Below are 20,094 nucleotides of genomic sequence, written 5' to 3' on the forward strand. Positions count from 1 at the left end.
CCTGCCGATATCTGGAAGGTCCGTCATGTCTGTTGAGTCGGTGTTCGCGCGGCTTGAGCCGCTGCTGCCGTCGGTACAGAAGCCGATCCAGTATGTGGGCGGCGAGCTGAACTCCACGGTCAAGGACTGGGACTCGGCCGAAGTCCGCTGGGCGCTGATGTACCCCGACGCCTACGAGGTCGGCCTGCCCAACCAGGGCGTCCAGATCCTGTACGAGGTGCTCAACGAGCGCGACGGCGTGCTCGCCGAGCGCACCTACTCGGTCTGGCCCGACCTTGAGGCGATCATGCGGGAGCACAAGATCCCGCAGTTCACCGTGGACGGCCACCGCCCGGTCGGCGCGTTCGACATCCTCGGGGTGTCCTTCTCCACCGAGCTCGGCTACACCAACCTGCTGACCGCGCTCGACCTCGCCGGAATGCCCCTGCTCGCCGCCGACCGGCGCGAGGAGGACCCGATCGTCCTGGCCGGCGGCCACTCGGCGTTCAACCCCGAGCCGATCGCCGACTTCATCGACGCGGCGGTCCTCGGCGACGGCGAGGAGATCTCGCTCAAGATCACCGAGGTGATCCGGGAGTGGAAGCGCGAGGGCCGCCCCGAAGGCCGCGACGGCCTGCTGCACCGGCTCGCGGTGTCCGGCGGCGTCTACGTGCCGAAGTTCTACGACGTCGACTACCTGCCCGACGGCAAGATCCAGCGGGTCGCGCCGAACCGGCAGGGCGTGCCGTGGCAGATCGTCAAGCACACCGTCATGGACCTCGACGCCTGGCCGTACCCGAAGAAGCCGCTGGTGCCGCTGGCCGAGACCGTCCACGAGCGGTTCTCCGTGGAGATCTTCCGCGGCTGCACCCGCGGGTGCCGGTTCTGCCAGGCCGGCATGATCACCCGCCCGGTGCGCGAGCGCTCGATCACCACCATCGGCGACATGGTCCAGCAGGGCCTGGAGCAGTCCGGCTTCAACGAGGTCGGCCTGCTGTCGCTGTCGTCGGCCGACCACAGCGAGATCGGCGAGGTCGCCAAGGGCCTGGCCGACCGCTACGAGGGCACCCAGACCTCGCTGTCGCTGCCGTCCACCCGCGTGGACGCCTTCAACATCACCCTGGCCAACGAGTTCTCCCGCAACGGCCGCCGCTCCGGCCTCACCTTCGCGCCCGAAGGCGGCTCCGAGCGGATGCGCAAGGTGATCAACAAGATGGTGTCGGAGGAAGACCTCATCCGCACCGTCACCACCGCGTACGAGAACGGCTGGCGCCAGGTCAAGCTCTACTTCATGTGCGGCCTGCCCACCGAGGAGGACGAGGACGTCATGGCGATCGCCGACATGGCCCGCCGCGTCATCCAGGCCGGCCGCGACGCCACCGGCAGCCGCGACATCCGCTGCACCGTCTCCATCGGCGGGTTCGTGCCGAAGCCCCACACGCCCTTCCAGTGGGCCGCGCAGGCCGATCACGAGACCGTCGACCGGCGGCTGCGCGCGCTGCGCGACGAGCTGCGGAACGACAAGCGCTACGGCCGCGCCATCGGCATGCGCTACCACGACGGCAAGCCCTCGGTGATCGAGGGACTGCTTTCGCGCGGCGACCGCCGCGTCGGCGCGGTGATCCGCGCGGTCTGGGAGGACGGCGGCAGGTTCGACGGCTGGTCCGAGCACTTCTCCTACGAGCGCTGGATGTCCAAGGCCGCCGAGGTGTTCGAGGGCGGCCCCGTCGACCTCGACTGGTACACCGTCCGCGAGCGCGACGAGGTCGAGGTCCTGCCCTGGGACCACCTCGACGCCGGCCTCGACCGCGAATGGCTCTGGCAGGACTGGCGCGACGCCGTCGAGGACGGCGCCGACGTCGAGGACTGCCGCTGGACCCCCTGCTACGACTGCGGGGTCTGCCCGTCGATGGGCACCGAGATCCAGATCGGCCCGACCGGCCGGAAGCTGCTTCCGCTCAGCGTCGTCAACGGCTGAGGACCCGCCGCCCCCCGCGATCGGAGAAGATCGCGGGGGCGGACGGTTGAGATCCCCATCACAGGGGAAAGGCTCGGGTGAACCCCGTTCGGGGGCGCGCTGGACGAAGGCGTGCCGCGCGCACCGTACTCTGGGTTCAGACACTCGTGTATGACGGCGGTCGCATCGAGCGGCGGATCGAGGAAAATCGGTCTGATTCGAGGCACCCGGCCGCCGAAAGAGAACGTGCTAGTAGGAAGGACAGACCACTGGCCCCCATGCCGGACGGTCCAGCACCGGCCCCGGTGACCCAGAAGCTGCGGATCCGCTATGCCAAGCGCGGCCGCCTCAGGTTCACCAGCCACCGTGACATCTCCCGGGCCGTGGAACGCGCTGTGCGGCGCGCCGGGATTCCTGTCGCGTTCAGTGCCGGATTCACTCCGCACCCGAAGATCTCCTACGCGGGTGCGGCGGCGACGGGAACGGCCAGCGAGGCGGAGTACCTGGAGATCGGGCTGACCGAGGACCGCGACCCTGCGCGGATCCGGGCCGAGCTCGACGCGGCGCTGCCCGGCGGCCTCGACGTCATCGACGTCGTGCCCGCCCGGGCCGGCACGACCCTGGCCGACCGCCTTGAGGCGTCCGAGTGGCTCCTGCGGCTGGACGGTGTCCCGACGGACACCGCCGCATCGGCCGTGGCGGCCTTCCTGGACGCCGAAGTGATCGAGGTGGAACGCCTCACCAAGAAGGGCCGGCGCCGGTTCGACGCGCGCGGCGCGGTAGCCGCGCTGAGCGTCGATGACACGGACGCCGGCAGCGCGGCAACTCTGCGCATGGTCGTACGGCACGCGACACCCGCCGTACGTCCGGACGACGTCCTCACCGCCCTCCGCGCGGTGGCCGACCTCACGCCGCCGGCACCGCCCCTGGTGACCAGGCTGGCGCAGGGGCCCCTGACGGAGGACGGCGGCATCGGCGACCCGTTCGGTCCCGACCGCGACACCGGCCTTTCCGGTGCCTCGGTCGGATCGAACGCCGGGTCGTATCGCCTGGGCCCGGAATCCGAGCGCTCTGAGAACCCGGCTTCGCCGGGGCGCCCGGGATCCGGGCGGGACGCCGTCGGCGCCTGACCTCGTGGCCCGCGCCCGCACGGGCGAGGGCCTTCAGGGCAGGGTCGGGCGCGACCTGTCAAGCCGACCAGGCTCGACGAAAAGACTTCGTCGTGGCGACGCCACGACGCCGACAGAACGGAGCGCTCCTGTGCGGCGCACCCCGAGCCACGCCTGCGGCAAGGCCGCCGGCGCGCCGGGTGCTGCCCGGGAGCCTGACGGGAGACTGCCCGAATGCTCGACAACGACAACGAACCGATCGCTGATGTGACACAGGAAGCGGCCGGAGCACAGGCCGCCCGTCGCAGGGCGGCCCGCCCGGCCGGTCCGCCGCCGGAGGACGACACCCCCGCCGCGATCACCGCCCCGACGCGACCCGCCGTCGCGGCGGCGGCCGTGCCCGCGGCGCTGGCCGCGCCCACGGTGGACTCCGACGAGCCTGTCACCCAGGACGAGCCGCCGGCCGAGACCGACGCGGCGGACGCCGACGTGGCCGACGCCGACGCCGAAGAGGCCGAGGACGTCGAGGCCGCCGCTGAGGAGGCTGCGCCGGAGCAGACTGCGCCCGCGAAGGCCGCGTCGACGAAGGCCAAGAGCCGTCCGGCGCGCGCCGCGCGTCCCGCGGGCCCGCCGCCTGAGGTCGACGAGGAGCCGGTGCCCGTGGTGATCACGGTCGCCGCCAAGGACGCCGCCCCGGCCGCAGCGCCGGAGTCCCCGGCCGCCGTGCCGGAGCCCTCCGCTGCGCAGGAGCCCGCCGCCAAGCCCAAGCGGGCCGTGCGCGAGCGGCGCGCCGCCCGCCCCGCGGGCCCGCCGCCTGAGGTCGAGGAGGCGCCCGCCGCCGCCGAGCCCGCCGCCCCCGTCGAGCAGCCCGTCGAGCAGCCCGTCGCGGAGAGCGCCGAGGAGCCCGTCGAGGCGCCCGCGCCGCGCCGGAGGGCCCGGAGCCGGGCCGCCCGCGCCGCCGAGCCCGTCGCGGCTGACGTCGAGGCCGAGGCCGCCGCCGAGGTGGGGCCCGACACCGAGCTGGCCGAGCCGTCGGAGGACCTCGCCGAGGTCTCCGGAGAGGCCGCGGCGGTGCTGGAGTCCGCGGTGACGACCCCGGAGCCCAAGACGCCGGAGCCCAAGACCCCGGTGAAGCGCACCCGTACCCGGTCCCGCAAGCCCGCCGCTGAGGCGGTCCCCGTCGAGGCCGCCCCCGTCGAGGAGAGCGCCGAGGCCGTCGAGCAGGCCCCGGCCGCCGCCGAGCACGCCGAGCAGGCCCCGGCCGCCGCCGAGCACGCCGAGCAGGCCGAGCAGCCCGCCGTCGCGCAGACCGAGTCGGAGGCGCCGACCGAGGAGCCGCGCCGCCGCACCCGCCGTCGGCGTGCCGAGGAGGCCGCCCCGCTGGTCTCCGACCCGTTCTCGGTGACGCAGCCGTTCGCGACCCCGTTCGCCGCGCCCGCGCGGCCCGTGGCCGAGCCGGAGCCCGAGCAGGAGTCCGCCACCTTCGACGTGGTCTTCCAGCCGCCGATGGTCGTCTTCCAGCCCCCGTCCGAGGCCGAGCGCCGTGCCGAGCGCGCGGAGCGCGCCGAGCGCCCCGTTCCGGTGGCCGAGCCCGAGCCGGAGGAGGCCGACGAGGCCGAGACCGAGATCGAGGCGGAGGGCGAGGAGTCCGAGGACACCGATCGGCCGAGCCGCAGGCGCCGCCGCCGCGGTGGCCGCGGCCGTGGCCGCGCCCGCGACGAGGACGAGGAGCACGGCGAGGGCGAGGAGACCGAGCACGCCGCCGCCGAAGCCGTCGAAGACGCAGAGGCCGAAGAGGGCGAGCACGACGAGGACGAGGAACACGGCGAGGACGAGGCCCACGGCTCCAGCAGCCGCAGGCGCCGCCGCCGTCGCCGCCGCTCCGGCGGCGACGAGGACGAGCCGCAGCCCGACGACCCGCCGAACACCGTCGTGCGGGTCCGCACCCCGCGCGTCACCCGGCTGGAGGACGAGGTCCAGGCCGTGCGCGGCTCGACCCGTCTGGAGGCCAAGAAGCAGCGCCGCCGCGAAGGCCGCGAGCACGGCCGCCGCCGCCCGCCGATCATCACCGAGGCCGAGTTCCTGGCCCGGCGCGAGTCGGTCGAGCGCGTCATGGTCGTCCGCCAGGAGGGCGAGCGCACCCAGATCGGCGTGCTGGAGGACGGCGTCCTCGTCGAGCACTACGTCGACCGCGCCAGCCACCAGAGCTACGTCGGCAACGTCTACCTGGGCAAGGTCCAGAACGTGCTGCCCTCGATGGAGGCGGCGTTCGTCGACATCGGCAAGGGCCGCAACGCCGTGCTGTACGCGGGCGAGGTCAACTGGGACACCGCGGGCCTCATCGGCCAGCCGCGCCGGATCGAGGCCGCGCTGAAGTCCGGCCAGGCGGTGCTGGTCCAGGTGACCAAGGACCCGCTCGGCCACAAGGGCGCCCGGCTCACCAGCCAGGTCTCGCTGCCCGGCCGCTACCTCGTGTACGTGCCGGACGGCTCGATGACGGGCATCAGCCGCAAGCTCCCGGACAAGGAGCGGGCCCGCCTCAAGTCGATCCTGCGCAAGATCATGCCGGAGAACGCGGGCGTGATCGTGCGGACCGCGGCCGAGGGCGCCTCCGAGGAGGAGCTGGCCAACGACGTCGCGCGGCTGTCGGCGCAGTGGGAGCGGATCCAGAAGCAGGTCAAGACCGCGAGCGCGCCGTCGCTGCTGCACGGCGAGCCCGACCTGACCGTCCGGGTTATCCGCGACATCTTCAACGAGGACTTCGCGAAGCTCGTCGTGTCCGGCGGCGCCATCTGGGACCAGGTCCAGGAATACGTCGAGGGCGTCGCGCCGCACCTGGCCGACCGCACCGAGAAGTGGGACGGCGACGGCGACGCGTTCGCCCACTACCGGATCGACGAGCAGCTCGCCAAGGCGCTGGAGCGCAAGGTGTGGCTGCCCTCGGGCGGCTCCCTGGTGATCGACCGGACCGAGGCGATGACCGTCGTCGACGTCAACACCGGCAAGTTCACCGGGCAGGGCGGCAACCTCGAGGAGACCGTCACCCGCAACAACCTGGAGGCGGCCGAGGAGATCGTCCGGCAGCTCCGGCTGCGCGACCTCGGCGGCATCATCGTCATCGACTTCATCGACATGGTCCTGGAGTCCAACCGGGACCTCGTGCTGCGGCGGCTCCTGGAGTGCCTGGCCCGCGACCGGACCAAGCACCAGGTCGCCGAGGTCACCAGCCTGGGCCTGGTGCAGATGACCCGCAAGCGGGTCGGCAGCGGCCTGCTGGAGGCCTTCTCCGAGGTCTGCGAGTGCTGCAACGGGCGCGGCATCCACGTCCAGCTGACCCCGGTCGACGACAGCAGGCCCGCCGATGGGAACGGAAGCGGGCAGGGCGGGCGCAAGCGCAAGCGCAAGGGCGAGATCGAGCGGGTCGTCGAGGCCAAGGTCGCCAAGCACACCGCCGACGTGGACAAGCCGGACGCCGCCAAGGAGGCGGCGAAGGAGCCCGAGGTCGAAGAGACCGTCGCCGAGGCTCCGGCCGAGCCGAAGCCCAAGCAGCGGACCCGGACCCGCCGGACCCGTCCGGCAGGCCCGCCCCCGGAGGACTTCGAGGACGTCGGCACGGTCGCCGTCACCCTCGACAACGGGGAGACCGTCCGGGTGGAGGCCGTCGTCGGCGGCTCCGACGACGGCGAAGCCGCCGATGGTCCGGTCGAAGGCGCCGAGGCGGAGGCCGGCGAGGAGGCGCCCAAGCGTCGCCGCACCCGCAGGCCGACCCGCGCGGAGAAGATCGAGGCGGCCAAGGCGATGGAGTCGGACGAGCCCGCCGAGGCCCCCGCGCCCGCCGAAGCCGAGTAGTCCCGCACCGGAGAGCCTGATCACCGGGGCCGTGCGCCGCGAGGCGCACGGCCCCGGTCGCGTCTCCCCGGCGCGGGGCTGGGGCGCGGGGTTGATTCGCGTTCTGGTCCGGGGTTCGGTTACCCTGGCGTGGGACGTGTTCCAGCACGTCCGCCTTTTCGCGCTTCTAGCGCGGTTGCCTCATCCGAGGCGAGCAGAGAGCACCGCTGATCGGCGGTGTGCCGTCTCCAGACGCGATCGGCCTCCCGGCAGGGCGCGCGGAGACAGGCCCTCACGCAGGGGCTCTGGAAAGAACAAGCGAAAGGTACCGCTGTGTACGCGATCGTCCGTGCGGGCGGGCGTCAGGAGAAGGTCGCCGATGGCGACGTCCTGACCGTCGACAAGCTGGCCGCCGAAGTCGGCGCGACCGTCACCTTCCCGGCCGTGCTGGTCGTGGACGGCGACAACGTCGTCTCCGCCGCCGCCGAGCTGGCCAAGTACGAGATCACCGCCGAGGTCCTCGGCGCGATCAAGGGCCCCAAGATCAACATCATGCACTACCGGAACAAGACCGGGTACAAGCGCCGGCAGGGTCACCGCCAGCCGTACACCCAGGTCAAGATCACCGGCATCTCGGCGAAGTAAGGAGTCCCGGAAATGGCACATAAGAAGGGCGCATCGTCCAGCCGTAACGGCCGCGACTCCAACGCTCAGCGCCTCGGCGTCAAGCGCTACGGCGGTCAGCTGGTCAACGCGGGCGAGATCATCATCCGCCAGCGCGGCACCCACCACCACCCCGGCCTGAACGTCGGCATCGGCAAGGACGACACGCTGTTCGCGCTCGTCGCCGGCACCGTCGAGTTCGGCCGCTACCGCGGCCGGCGCGCCGTGAGCATCGTTCCGGCCGCGGAGTAGATCCGCACCGGCGCCTCGTTCGGCAGTTTTAGATGGAGCACCAAGGGCGGACCTGATCCCGGGTCCGCCCTTGTCCTTTGCCGGGGAAGTTCCCGGCACACCAACCGAAAGGGACCTTCCATGGCCGACTTCGTGGACCGCGTCGTCCTGCACATCGCGGCGGGCAACGGCGGGCACGGCTGTGCCTCGGTGCACCGCGAGAAGTTCAAGCCGCTGGGGGGCCCGGACGGAGCCAACGGCGGCAACGGCGGCGACGTCATCCTGGAGGTGGACTCCAACACCTCCAGCCTGCTGGAGTACCACCGCCGCCCGCACCGCAAGGCGGGCAACGGCAGGCCCGGCGCGGGCTCGCTGCGCAACGGCGCCAACGGCGAGGACATCCTGCTGAAGGTGCCGAACGGCACCGTGGTCAAGACCGCGCGCGGCGACGTCCTCGCCGACCTCGTGGGCGAGGGCACCCGGTTCGTGGCGGCGCAGGGCGGCCACGGCGGTCTCGGCAACGCCGCGCTGGCCTCGGCCAAGCGCAAGGCGCCCGGTTTCGCGCTGCTCGGCGAGCCCGGCGACGCCCTGGACGTCGTCCTGGAGCTGAAGACCGTCGCCGACGTCGCGCTCGTCGGCTTCCCCAGCGCGGGCAAGTCGTCGCTCATCGCGGCGCTCTCGGCCGCCAAGCCGAAGATCGCCGACTACCCGTTCACCACGCTGGTGCCCAACCTCGGCGTGGTCAGCGCGGGCGAGAACGTCTTCACCGTCGCCGACGTGCCCGGCCTGATCGAGGGCGCCAGCCAGGGCAAGGGCCTCGGCCTGGAGTTCCTGCGCCACATCGAGCGCTCCTCGACCCTCGCGCACGTGCTGGACTGCGCGACGCTGGAGCCCGGCCGCGACCCGATCACCGACTTCGAGATCATCGAGAGGGAACTCGCCGCCTACGACGAGCTGTTCGCCGGCGACGACACCGTCGCGCTGGGGGACCGGCCCCGGATCGTCGTCCTCAACAAGATCGACGTCCCCGACGGCAAGGACCTCGCCGAGATCGTCCGGCCGGACTTCGAGGCGCGCGGCCTGCGCGTGTTCGAGGTGTCGGCCGCGGCCCACACGGGCCTGAAGGAGCTGGCGTTCGCGATGGCCGAGATGGTCGCCGCGCACCGCGCCGCCCAGCCCGTGCAGGAGCCGACCCGGATCGTGCTGCGCCCCGCGCCGGTCGCCGGGCCGGAGTTCGAGGTCAAGAAGATCGGCGACAACGAGTTCCTGGTGACCGGCGTGAAGCCGGTGCGCTGGGTGCGGCAGACCGACTTCCAGAACGAGGAGGCCGTCGGCTACCTCGCCGACCGCCTGAACCGCCTCGGCATCGAAGAACAGCTGCGCAAGGCCGGCGCGCAGGAGGGCGCCACGGTCATGATCGGTACGCTCGACGAGTCAGTGGTCTTCGACTGGCACCCGGACATCTCTTCCTCGGGCGAGGTCAACATGGGTCCGCGCGGCACCGACCAGCGCCTTTCGGAATGGTGAGCGCGCGCTAGAGGCCGACCCCCACCCAGCGGCAACGAGGCAGGAGCAGACGCGGAGTATGGAAACGCTCAGGTCGGCGGTGGCCGACGCGCGCCGGATCGTGGTGAAGGTCGGCTCGTCCTCCCTCACCACGCCGGAGGGGACCATCGACGGCGACCGCATCGACGCGCTCGTCGACGTGCTCGCCGCGCGCCGCAAGGCCGGCAGCGAGGTCGTCTTCGTCTCCTCCGGCGCGATCGCCGCGGGACTCGGCCCGCTCGGGCTCAGCAGGCGTCCCCGGGACCTCGCGACGCAGCAGGCCGCGGCCTCGGTGGGCCAAGGCCTCCTCGTCGCGCGCTACAGCTCCTCGTTCCACCGGCACGGCCTAGGCGTCGGCCAAGTGCTGCTCACCGCCGACGACATGATGCGCCGCGCCCACCACGGCAACGCCCAGCGGACGCTGCGGGCGCTGCTGCGCCTCGGCGTCGTGCCGATCGTCAACGAGAACGACACCGTGGCGACCGACGAGATCAGGTTCGGCGACAACGACCGGCTCGCCGCCCTCGTCGCCCACCTCGTGGCGGCCGACGCGCTGGTCCTGCTGTCCGACGTCGACGCGCTCTACACCGGCGACCCGAAGCTGCCCGGCTCGCTGCGCATCAGCGACGTCCGCTCCGCCGCCGACCTCGCGGGCGTCCAGACGGGTTCGGCGGGCACGAAGGTCGGCACCGGAGGCATGGTCACCAAGGTGGAGGCCGCCAGGATCGCGACGGGCGCCGGCGTCCACACCGTCCTCACCAGCGCGGCCGCGGCCGGGCAGGCGCTCGCGGGCGAGACGGTCGGCACGTACTTCCACCCGAACGGGCAGCGCCCCCCGACCCGGATGCTGTGGCTCGCGCACGCCACGACAGGGCACGGCAAGATCATCCTCGACGACGGCGCCGTGCACGCGGTGGTCCACCGGCGCAAGTCGCTGCTCCCGGCGGGCGTCATCGGCGTCCAGGGGGAGTTCGCCGCAGGCGACCCGGTCGACCTGTGCGACGCCGAGGGCCGCACCGTCGCGCGCGGCCTCGTGCACTACGACGCCGCCGAGATCCCCGACCTCATGGGCCGGTCCACCCGCTGGCTGGCCCGCGAGCTCGGCCCCGAATACGAACGCGAGATCATCCATCGGGACGATCTGGTGATCCTGGACCCGCCGCGGTCCGAAGACACCCACTCGGCCGAAGAGCCGGAGAAGACAGGAGATGGGCGATGAGCGAAGGCACGCGCGAGCAGGTTCTGGAGGTGGCGGCGCGCGGGCGCGCCGCGGCGGCGGACCTCGCTCCGCTGCCGCGCGGAGTCAAGGACGCCGCGCTGCACGCCGTCGCGGACGCGCTCGTCGCGCGGACCGAGGAGATCCTCGCCGCGAACCGCGTGGACGTGGAGCGCGCCCGCGAGGCCGGCACCGAGGCGTACATGCTGGACCGACTCAGCCTCGACACCGGCCGCCTTGAGGCGATCGCCGCAGCCGTGCGCAACGTCGCGGGGCTGCCCGACCCGGTGGGCGAGGTCGTGCGCGGCTACACCCTGCCGAACGGGCTCGAACTGCGGCAGCTGCGGGTCCCGCTCGGCGTCGTCGGCATCATCTACGAGGGCCGCCCGAACGTCACCGTCGACGCCGCCGCGCTCACGCTGAAGAGCGGCAACGCGGTGCTGCTGCGCGGCTCGTCGTCGGCGTACGACTCCAACACGGCGCTCGTCGAGGTCATGCGGGACGCGCTGGAGGGCACGGGTGTGCCCGCCGACGCGATCCAGCTCGTGCCGGGCCGCGACCGCGAGTCCGTGAAGCACCTCATGCGGGCGCGCGGCCTCGTCGACGTGCTCATCCCGCGCGGCGGCGCCTCCCTCATCAACTCGGTGGTGGAGGACTCGACGGTCCCCGTCATCGAGACCGGCGTCGGCAACTGCTCCGTCTACGTGGACGCCGCGGCCGACCTGGAGATGGCACTGAGCATCCTCGTCAACGCCAAGACCCAGCGCCCGTCGGTGTGCAACGCCGCCGAGACGCTGCTCGTGCACGCCGACGTCGCCGACGTGTTCGTGCCGCGCGCGCTGGAGGCGCTGAAGGACAGGGGCGTCACGGTGCACGGCGACGAGCGGATCCAGGCGTTCTCCGCCGACGTCGTCCCGGCGACGGTCGAGGACTACCGGACCGAGTACCTGTCGCTGGACATCGCCGCCGCCGTCGTCGACTCCCTCGACGAGGCGGTCGCCCACATCCGCGCCTACGGCTCGGGCCACACCGAGGCGATCATCACCACCTCGCAGTCCGCGGCCCGCCGCTTCACCGCCATGGTGGACTCGGCCGCGGTCGCGGTGAACGCCTCGACCCGGTTCACCGACGGCGAGGAGTTCGGGTTCGGCGCCGAGATCGGCATCTCCACCCAGAAGCTGCACGCGCGCGGCCCGATGGGCCTGCCCGAGCTGACCTCGACGAAGTACGTGTTCACCGGAGAGGGACACGTGCGCGGCTGAGTTCCCGGGAGGCGCACGCGCCTCCTGAGTGACACTCAGGCCCTTGATGTCACAGTCGGGGGTGTGCTCTGATAAGGCGTTGTGACGCATGCCACGCGCCCTCAGGGCACCCCCCGCCCCCAGCCCCTCGGCCGCCGGACCCTCCTCAAAGGCCTCGCGCTCGGCGCGGTCGGCTCCGGGCTCGTCGCCTACCCCTCGCGGCTCGCGCTCGCCGCCCCAGGCCGCGTCGCCCCCGAGCTGGCGGGTCCCGTCGAGGGCACCACGCTCGCCGCGACCCTGCGCCTGGGCGCCGCCGGCGCGGGCGGCTACCGGCCCGTCGTCTCCGGGCCGGGCGAACCGCACGTCTTCCGCGACGACCTCGGCGGCGAGACCGGCCCGGACCGCGTCGCCCGCCGCACCGACGTCCTCACCTTCGCGCACTTCACCGACGTGCATCTCATCGACGCCCAGTCCCCGGCCAGGATCGAGTACCTCGACCGGCTGAGCGACCCGGGCGACCTCCTCGGCGCGAACCCCATCGCGGGCGCCTACCGGCCGCAGGAGATCCTGACGACCCAGGTCGCCGAGACGATGGTCCAGGCCGTCAACCGGCTCGGCCGCGGTCCGGCGCTCGGCGCGCGCCTCGCCTTCACCATCAACACCGGCGACGCCGCCGACAACGCCCAGTTCAACGAGGTCCGCTGGATGATCGACCTGCTGGACGGCGGCAGGACGATCCGGCCGGATTCCGGCGACCACTCGGTGTTCGACGGCGTCATGGCGTGGCCGGACGACAGGTACTGGCACCCCGAAGGCGGAGGCGACGTACCGACCGACAAGTACGGCTTCCCCAAGGTGCCAGGCCTGCTCGACGCGGCCCGCCGCCCGTTCGAGGCGACCGGCCTGGACACGCCCTGGCTCGCCGTCTTCGGCAACCACGACGGGCTCGTCCAGGGGAACCTGCCGACGTCGGTGCTGAGATCGATCGCGGTCGGCGACGTGAAGATCACCGCCCCCGCGTCGGAGGCCGAGCGCCGGGAACTCGCCGACGTCCTCGGCAAGGGCGGCGGGGCGGCGCTGAAGGCGATGGCCGACAGCAGGTCAGCCCTGTTCCGCAAGGTCGCCCCCGACCCGGACCGGCGGCTGCTCACCCGCGCCGAGATCGTCGCCGAGCACGGCCCCGGCCACGGGTTCACCGACGCCAACCGCAGGAACGGCACCGCCTACTACGGCTTCGACGCCGGGGTCGTCCGCGGCCTCGTCCTCGACACCGTCAACCCCTACGGGTACTCCGAGGGCTCCCTCGACCTCGTCCAGTTCACCTGGCTGAAGTCCGAGCTGATGCAGGGCTCCAGCCGCTACCTCGACGAGGACGGCAACACCGTCACCCGCAACGCGACCGACCGCCTGTTCGTCCTCTTCAGCCACCACACCATCGACACCCTGACGAACCCGATCGGGCTCGTCCGGATCCTCGGCGCGGAGGTGGCGGAACTGCTCCTGCGCTTCCCGAACGTCGTCCTGTGGGTGAACGGGCACACGCACGTCAACGAGGTGGTCCCGCACCGCAGGCAGACCGGGCCGGAGGGCGGCTTCTGGGAGGTCAGCACCGCCGCGCACATCGACTGGCCGCAGCAGAGCCGCGTCATCGAGATCGCCGACAACCGCGACGGCACGCTCTCGGTCTTCGGGACGATCATCGACGCGTACGCGCCCGCGTCGTCGGGCGGGCTGGGCGTCCGGGGCCTGGCGTCCCTGTCGCGCGAGCTGTCGGGCAACGACTGGCAGGAGAAGCACCTCGGCCCCGGCACGGCCGAGGACCGGAACGTCGAACTCCTCGTCCCGGCCCCCTTCTGAGCGGGTCTAGTCCGACGCCGAACGGCGGCCGATGCGGTCGAAGACCGCGCCCGCGAGGTCGGCGGCGCCGCCCGCCATGTCGCGGACCTTGCCGACCAGCGGGTCGCCGGACTGCTCCCAGGACTCCTTGTACGAGCGGGCGGCGTTCTTCATCTCCTCGGTGAAGGACGCCGAGCCGTCGTCGTCGCGGCGCGGGTACTCGCCGCCCATGACCGCGGTGTACTCGGCCGAGCGGTACCAGCGGTCCAACTCGCCGAAGCGGATCACCGCGAACGGGTGGCTCTGCCGCATCAGGTTGAGGAACTTCAGCACCCCGTCGCGCAGGTCGCCGGACTCCTCGTACTCGCGCGCCTGGGCGAGGAACGCCTCGGTGGACATCTCGTGCAGGCGGGACCCGCCCGCGAGCTTCATCAGCGCGCGCTTGGCCGCCTCGACGTCCTGCCCGGCGAGCAGCCCCGCCCGGTCGGCCGACAGCTCGGACTTGCGCTGCCACTCCTGGAGACCGATGAGAATCGCGCCGATCGCCACGTTGCCCAGCGGCAGCCAGGCCAGCCGGGAGCCGAGGCCGGTGAGGATCAGCGCCATCTGCCGGTACACCGCGTGCCCGGACAGGATGTGCCCCGCCTCGTGCGCGACGACGAACCGCAGCTCCTCGTCGTCCATCAGGTCGAGCAGCCCGGTGTTCACCACGATGAACGGGTTGTCGGTGCCCACCGCCATCGCGTTCGGCACCGGGTTCTGGGTGACGTACAGCTCCGGCACCTTGGGCATGTCGAGGATGTAGCAGGCGTCGCGCAGCACGTGGTGCAGATGCCGGAACTGATCCTCGCTCGCGCGCACCGAGCCGCTCAGGAACATCAGCCGCAGCTGGCGCTCGCTGATCAGCCCCGCGAGCTTGCGCAGGATCGTGTCGAACCCCGACAGCGACCGCAGCGCCACGAGCGCCGAACGGTCGAGCGGATGCTCGTACGCGCGGGAGGAGATGCCGGGGAATCTGCGACGGGCACGATCGGGTGTCTGCGTCATACCCGGCACCCTAGCCCGGTGTGGGGCCCTCTGACCGGCTCCGTCTAGTCTTGGTCACCATGAGCGAGCGGCGCGTGGGGATCATGGGCGGGACCTTCGACCCGATCCACCACGGGCACCTGGTCGCCGCCAGCGAGGCGGCGCACCTGTTCGGACTGGACGAGGTCGTGTTCGTCCCGACCGGGCAGCCCTGGCAGAAGGCCGACAAGAAGGTCACCGCGGCCGAGGACCGCTATCTCATGGCGGTCATCGCCACGGCGTCCAATCCGAGGTTCCGGGTCAGCCGGGTCGACATCGACCGCAGCGGACCCACCTACACCTACGACACGCTCCTCGACATGCGCGCGGAACTCGGGCCGGACACCGAGCTGTACTTCATCACCGGGGCGGACGCCCTGGCCCAGATGCTGACCTGGCGCAACGCCGAGCGGATGTTCGACCTCGCCCGGTTCGTCGGCTGCACCAGGCCCGGCCACGTCCTGGCCGACCCGGGGCTCCCCGAAGGCAGGGTCGACCTCGTCGAGGTGCCCGCGCTGGCGATCTCCTCCACGGAGGTCCGCGACCGGGTCCGCGCGGGCGAACCCGTCTGGTACCTCGTCCCGGACGGGATCGTGCAGTACATCAACAAGAACGCGCTCTACCGGGAGTGACCCACAACCCGATGGCGGGCTCCCCGGCGCAGCCGGGTTCTTGGAGAGCCTGCCATCGGGCCCCATGAACGCAGTTCTAGCTCGCGCCCTGGCCCTGGAACGGGTCGTGGGTGTGCCGGCGCGGGGAGCGGCCCGGCGGCTGGTGCGGCGGCGGCAGCGACGGGGTGATCTTGGGCGTGGTGAGCGTGATCTCCTTGTCCAGCAGGTACTCCTCGCCGTGGTGGCTGATCTTCACCGGATCGCCCTCGTACAGCGCGTACGTGGCCGCGTTGGGCCGGACCGTCACGCAGATCAGCGACCCCCGGTAGCGCAGCCGGAAGCTCAGCTTCCCCAGCGTCTCGGGCAGCCTGGGGGAGAAGCACAGCGTCCCGTGGTCGGGCCGCAGCCCGCCGAACCCCGACACCAGCGCGTTCCACGCCCCCGCCAGCGACGCGAGGTGCAGCCCGTTCGCGGTGTCGTGCCCGAGGTCGCGCAGGTCCATCAGCGCCGTCTCGGCGAGGTAGTCGTGCGCCAGCTCCAGGTACCCGACCTCGGCGGCCATGACGGCCTGGGTCTGCGCCGACAGCGACGAGTCCCGCACGGTGATCGCCTCGTAGTAGGCGAAGTTGCGCTCCTTCTCCTCCGGGCTGAACGCCTGCCCGCACAGCTGCATCGCCAGCACCAGGTCGGCCTGCTTCACCACCTGCTTGCGGTACAGGTCGAAGTACGGGTAGTGCAGCAGCAGCGGGTAGTCGCCGGGCGGCGTGTTGAGGAAGTCCCACGGCGCGTGGGCGGTGAATCCGGCGCTCTGCGGGTGCACCCCGAGCCGTTCGTCGAACGGGATCAGCATCTTGTCGGCTGCGTCCCGCCAGGAGGCCGCCTCCTCGGCCGTCACCCCCAGCCGGGCCGCCTCCTCGGGCATCGCCAGCGCCACGTCGGCCGCGTCCCGGAGGTTCGCCTGCGCCATGAGGTTCGTGTACACGTTGTTGTCGGCGACCGCGCTGTACTCGTCCGGGCCGGTGACGCCGTGGATGCGGAACTTGCCGTTCAGGTCGTGGTGGCCGATGCCCCGCCACAGCCGGGCCGTGTGCACGAGGAGGTCCACCCCGACCTCGCGGGCGAACGCCTCGTCCTCGGTCGCGTCCACATAGCGCGCGACGGCCTCGGCGATGTCGGCGTTGATGTGGAACGCCGCGGTGCCGGCCGGCCAGTAGCCCGAGCACTCCCGGCCGCTGATCGTCCGCCACGGGAACGACGCCCCCGGCAGGTTCAGCTGCGCCGCCCGCTCCAGCGCCTGCGGGATCGTCGAGTGCCGCCAGCGCAGCGCGTCGGCCGCCGCTTCCGGCAGCGCGTAGGTGAGGACGGGAAGGACGAACGTCTCGGTGTCCCAGAACGTGTGGCCGTCGTAGCCCGGACCGGTGAGGCCCTTCGCCGGGATCATCCGGCGCTCCGCGCGCGCCCCCGCCTGCAGGATGTGGAACAGGGCGAACCGGACGGCCTGCTGCACCTCCGGGTCGCCCTCGACCTGCACGTCGGCGCCCTTCCAGAACTCCTCAAGGTAGGCCCGCTGCTCCTCGACGAGGCCCTCCCAGCCCGTCAGCTCCGCGCCCGCCAGCGCCGCCGCCACCTGGTCGTGCAGCGCGGCGCGGGTCCGGTGGCTCGACCAGCCGTACGCGACGTACTTCACGATCGTGAGCTTCTGGCCCGCCCTGAGCCGGGTCGCGACGGTCACCCGCCCGATGTCCTCCTGGGCCTCGGCGTCCATCGACATCTTGCCGGGCGCCTCGATCTCGTGGCTCATCGCCGCGGCCATCCGCAGCCCGCTCGACCGCGTCTGGTGGACCAGGACCACCCGGTCGGCGTTGGCGAAGTGCTCCTCGGCCATCAGCGGCGCCTCCAGCACCGCCGACACCCGGGGGTCGGCCCGCCCCGGCCCCGGCAGCGGCTCGTTCGCCACGAGCTCGGACTGGACGACGAACTGGGTCTCCTCGTCCAGCGCCTCCACCTCGTAGTGGATCGCCATGATCGCCCGCTGCGTCAGCGAGACCATCCGGGTCGAGGTGAGCCCGATCCGGGCGCCCGCCGGGGACTTCCAGATCATCCGCCGTGTCAGCGTCCCGGCCCGCAGGTCCAGGACCCGCTCGTGCGACTCAAGGTCACCGAACCTGACGTCGAGGGGCTCGTCGTCCACCAGCAGCCGGATGATCTTGCCATTGGTGACGTTGATCACCGTCTCGCCCGACTCCGGATACCCGTACCCTGCCTCGGCGTGCGGCAGCGGGCGCTGCTCGTACAGGGAGTTCAGGTACGAGCCGGGAAGGCCGCTCGGCTCGCCCTCGTCCAGGTTGCCCCGGATCCCGATGTGCCCGTTCGACAACGCGAAAACCGACTCTGTCTGGGCGAGGCGGGCGAGATCCAGCTCGGTCTCCCGGATCCGCCAGGGGTCCACCTCATACGGCACGTTCATCGTCGCTCCACAAGCTCGCGCAGATCCGTCACCACGACATCGGCGCCGCTGTCGGTCAAGGCCGGGCCATGCGCTCCGTCCTTGACCCTGTCCACCCCCACCACTAGCGCGAAACCGCCCGCCCGTCCCGCCGCCACCCCGGCGAGGGCGTCCTCGAACGCCGCGCAGGCCGACGGCGGCAGCCCGACGGCCTCGGCGCCCGCCAAGAACATGTCAGGGGCGGGTTTGCCCGGCAGGCCGCGCTCCCGGGCCGTCACGCCGTCGATCCGGGCGTCGAACAGGCCCGTCAGGCCCGCAGACTCCAGGACGGCCTGGGCGTTCGCGCTCGACGACACCAGTGCCGTCCGGCCGCCCGCCGCCCGGACCCGCTCCAGAAGGGCCACCGCGTCCGGGAAGACGGCCACCCCGTCCTCGGCGATGAGCTTCAGGACCAGCGCGTTCTTGCGGTTGCCCAGGCCGAAGACCGTCTCGGCCTCCGGCGGATCATCTGGCTCGCCCTCGGGCAGGACCACCCCCCGGGAGGAGAGGAACGACCGCGTGCCGTCCTCCCGCTTCTTGCCGTCGACGAATCGCGTGTAATCGCCGGGAAGGGCGAAAGGGGCGAGATTTCGCGAGGCGAGAAAATCATCGAACATCCGCTTCCAGGCGGCCGCGTGGACCGCCGCGGTATCCGTCACGACCCCGTCCAGGTCGAAGAGGAAACCACTGATCTCTTCGGGGAGTTCCAGCATGGGGAGGCCCCTACCCCGGCCCGGGCCGGTTAAGTCGTTCGGCGATCTCCGAGGGGACGGATACGCTGAGAGCGGCAGTACTCGGCTACGAGAGGGACCACGACTCAGTGTCCGCATCCGAAAGGGCCGTCCAGCTCATCACCCTCGCCGCCCAGGCGGCGGCGGACAAGCTGGCCGACGACATCATCGCCTACGACGTGAGCGAGCAACTGGTCATCACCGATGCCTTCCTGCTGTGCTCCGGAACCAACGACCGGCAGATCCACGCGATCGTCGACGGGATCGAGGACCGCCTCCGCGAAGAGGCCGGCGCCAAACCCGTCCGCCGCGAAGGACAGCGCGAAGGCCGCTGGATCCTCCTCGACTACATCGACGTGATCATCCACGTCCAGCACGAGGAAGAGCGCAGCTTCTACGCCCTTGAGCGGCTCTGGAAGGACTGCCCGCCGGTGGAACTGCCCGCCGACATCAACGCGCACATGGCCCAGCGCGCGCGAGGCACCGCGTGAAGCGGAAGATCGTTCTGTGGCGGCACGGCCGCACCACGTGGAACCTGGAGAACCGCTTCCAGGGCAAGACCGACATCCCGCTCGACGAGGTGGGCGTCGCCCAGGCCCAGCGGGCCGCCCGCCTCCTCGCCGCCCTCGGTCCCACCGCGATCATCGCCTCCCCCCTCCAGCGGGCCGCCCGCACCGGGCAGGCCCTCGCCGACCTCGCCGGCCTCCCCATCGCCTACGACGAAGACCTCGTCGAACGCGACGGCGGCCTCTGGGAAGGCCTCACCGGACACGAGATCCGCGCCCGCTACCCCGCCGAACACGCCGTCTGGGAGCCCCCCGGCGGCGAGACCGGCGCCCAGGTCGCCAAACGCGTCTCCGGGGCCCTTGAGCGCGCCATAGCCGCCGTCCCCGACGGAGGCCTCCTCGTCGCCGCCTCCCACGGCGCCGCCCTCCGCCTCGGCATGCTCCACCTCATGGGCATGCCCGAAGCCACCTGGGACCGCTTCGGCGGCCTCTCCAACTGCTGCTGGTCCGTCCTCGCCGAAGGCCGCTCCGGCTGGCGGCTCGTCGACCACAACGCGGGCACCCTCCCCGAACCCGTCCTCAGCGACGACAAGGCCGCCGTCACCGACCAGCCCTGACGGTCGGCCGCCCCGGCGGACCCGGCCCGACCGCGGCGGAACACAAAGCGTTCGAACCGCCCCCCGGGGTCCGATACACTGGTCAAGCGCCGAGGGGCGAAAACCCACCGGTTGCGGGGCTATAGCGCAGTTGGTAGCGCGCCTCCATGGCATGGAGGAGGTCTGGGGTTCGAATCCCCATAGCTCCACGGTCAGCGTGTTCAGAGGCCCCGGACTTCGTCCGGGGCCTCTTTCCCGTTTTGGGAGCCAGGGACTGTCGGGGGGCGACCCCCCGGGCCCCGCCGGGGGGCGGCCTACGGGTGGGTGTGGTGTCCCTGTGAGGGGCGGCATTCCTGTGGGTGGGGTCCTTCTTGGCGGTGGGGTCCTTCTTGGCGGTGGGGACTTCTTGTTAGGGGAGTTCGCGGGTGGGGGGCTTTTTGTTGGGGGTCGGTGGGTGTTTCTGATTTGTGTCCTTTGGGTGGGTGGTTTGTCGGG

The 20,094-nt window shown here is 72.0% G+C and carries 15 protein-coding genes and 1 tRNA gene; 13 read left to right on the top strand and 3 right to left on the bottom strand.

The features are described from left to right. Nucleotides 1-25: 25 nt before the first annotated feature. The 9 genes from ACYVOM_RS19570 (at nt 26) to ACYVOM_RS19610 (ending at nt 13,626) form a co-directional block, all read left to right on the top strand. On the top strand, nt 26-1,957 hold the full coding sequence (locus ACYVOM_RS19570) for a TIGR03960 family B12-binding radical SAM protein (protein ID WP_460304849.1): 1,932 nt from the start codon (nt 26-28) through the stop codon (nt 1,955-1,957). Nucleotides 1,958-2,214: 257 nt separating this feature from the next. Further along, complete coding sequence (locus ACYVOM_RS19575; protein ID WP_460304850.1) at nt 2,215-3,066, top strand: TIGR03936 family radical SAM-associated protein; 852 nt, start codon at nt 2,215-2,217, stop codon at nt 3,064-3,066. Nucleotides 3,067-3,279: 213 nt separating this feature from the next. Continuing rightward, nucleotides 3,280-6,894 carry an Rne/Rng family ribonuclease gene (locus ACYVOM_RS19580; RefSeq protein WP_460304851.1) on the top strand — a complete coding sequence of 1,205 codons (3,615 nt, stop codon included), beginning with the start codon at nt 3,280-3,282 and terminating at the stop codon, nt 6,892-6,894. A 312-nt stretch (nt 6,895-7,206) separates the two neighbouring features. Further along, the gene (gene rplU / locus ACYVOM_RS19585) at nt 7,207-7,518 is read left to right on the top strand and encodes a 50S ribosomal protein L21 (protein WP_460304852.1); all 312 of its coding nucleotides are present in this window, start codon (nt 7,207-7,209) and stop codon (nt 7,516-7,518) included. A 12-nt stretch (nt 7,519-7,530) separates the two neighbouring features. Beyond that, complete coding sequence (gene rpmA, locus ACYVOM_RS19590) at nt 7,531-7,788, top strand: 50S ribosomal protein L27 (RefSeq protein WP_460304853.1); 258 nt, start codon at nt 7,531-7,533, stop codon at nt 7,786-7,788. Between the two features lie 120 nt (nt 7,789-7,908). Next, nucleotides 7,909-9,294, top strand: coding sequence for a GTPase ObgE (gene obgE, locus ACYVOM_RS19595; RefSeq protein WP_460304854.1), 1,386 nt, complete (start codon nt 7,909-7,911; stop codon nt 9,292-9,294). Nucleotides 9,295-9,352: 58 nt separating this feature from the next. Then, complete coding sequence (gene proB / locus ACYVOM_RS19600; protein ID WP_460304855.1) at nt 9,353-10,531, top strand: glutamate 5-kinase; 1,179 nt, start codon at nt 9,353-9,355, stop codon at nt 10,529-10,531. Next, the gene (locus ACYVOM_RS19605; RefSeq protein WP_460304856.1) at nt 10,528-11,790 is read left to right on the top strand and encodes a glutamate-5-semialdehyde dehydrogenase; all 1,263 of its coding nucleotides are present in this window, start codon (nt 10,528-10,530) and stop codon (nt 11,788-11,790) included. The genes proB and ACYVOM_RS19605 overlap by 4 nt, the downstream gene beginning before the upstream one ends. A gap of 81 nt (nt 11,791-11,871) precedes the next feature. Then, nucleotides 11,872-13,626, top strand: coding sequence for a TIGR03767 family metallophosphoesterase (locus ACYVOM_RS19610; RefSeq protein WP_460304857.1), 1,755 nt, complete (start codon nt 11,872-11,874; stop codon nt 13,624-13,626). Between the two features lie 6 nt (nt 13,627-13,632). On the opposite strand, the gene ACYVOM_RS19615 is transcribed toward ACYVOM_RS19610, so the two are convergent. After that, nucleotides 13,633-14,652, bottom strand: a complete 1,020-nt coding sequence (locus ACYVOM_RS19615; protein WP_460304858.1) for a M48 family metallopeptidase — start codon at nt 14,650-14,652, stop codon at nt 13,633-13,635. Nucleotides 14,653-14,711: 59 nt separating this feature from the next. On the opposite strand from ACYVOM_RS19615, the gene nadD reads away from it, so the two are divergent. After that, nucleotides 14,712-15,302 (top strand): nicotinate-nucleotide adenylyltransferase, encoded by a 591-nt coding sequence (gene nadD, locus ACYVOM_RS19620; RefSeq protein WP_460304859.1) that lies wholly within the window; start codon nt 14,712-14,714, stop codon nt 15,300-15,302. 76 nt (nt 15,303-15,378) lie between these two features. Here nadD and ACYVOM_RS19625 read toward each other — a convergent pair whose 3' ends face one another. Next, nucleotides 15,379-17,748, bottom strand: coding sequence for a glycoside hydrolase family 65 protein (locus ACYVOM_RS19625; protein WP_460304860.1), 2,370 nt, complete (start codon nt 17,746-17,748; stop codon nt 15,379-15,381). Further along, entirely contained in the window at nt 17,745-18,479 is a 735-nt protein-coding gene (locus tag ACYVOM_RS19630) for a beta-phosphoglucomutase family hydrolase (RefSeq protein ID WP_460304861.1), read from the bottom strand. Before ACYVOM_RS19630 ends, ACYVOM_RS19625 begins: the two co-directional genes overlap by 4 nt. A 107-nt stretch (nt 18,480-18,586) precedes the next feature. On the opposite strand from ACYVOM_RS19630, the gene rsfS reads away from it, so the two are divergent. From rsfS to ACYVOM_RS19645, 3 genes are all read left to right on the top strand, one after another. Next, nucleotides 18,587-18,988, top strand: a complete 402-nt coding sequence (rsfS, locus tag ACYVOM_RS19635; RefSeq protein ID WP_460304862.1) for a ribosome silencing factor — start codon at nt 18,587-18,589, stop codon at nt 18,986-18,988. Beyond that, nucleotides 18,985-19,620, top strand: a complete 636-nt coding sequence (locus ACYVOM_RS19640; RefSeq protein ID WP_460304863.1) for a histidine phosphatase family protein — start codon at nt 18,985-18,987, stop codon at nt 19,618-19,620. The genes rsfS and ACYVOM_RS19640 overlap by 4 nt, the downstream gene beginning before the upstream one ends. Nucleotides 19,621-19,735: 115 nt before the next feature. Then, nucleotides 19,736-19,808: transfer RNA gene (locus ACYVOM_RS19645), tRNA-Ala, on the top strand. Nucleotides 19,809-20,094: the final 286 nt, after the last annotated feature.

The organism is Actinocorallia aurea, from assembly GCF_054783995.1.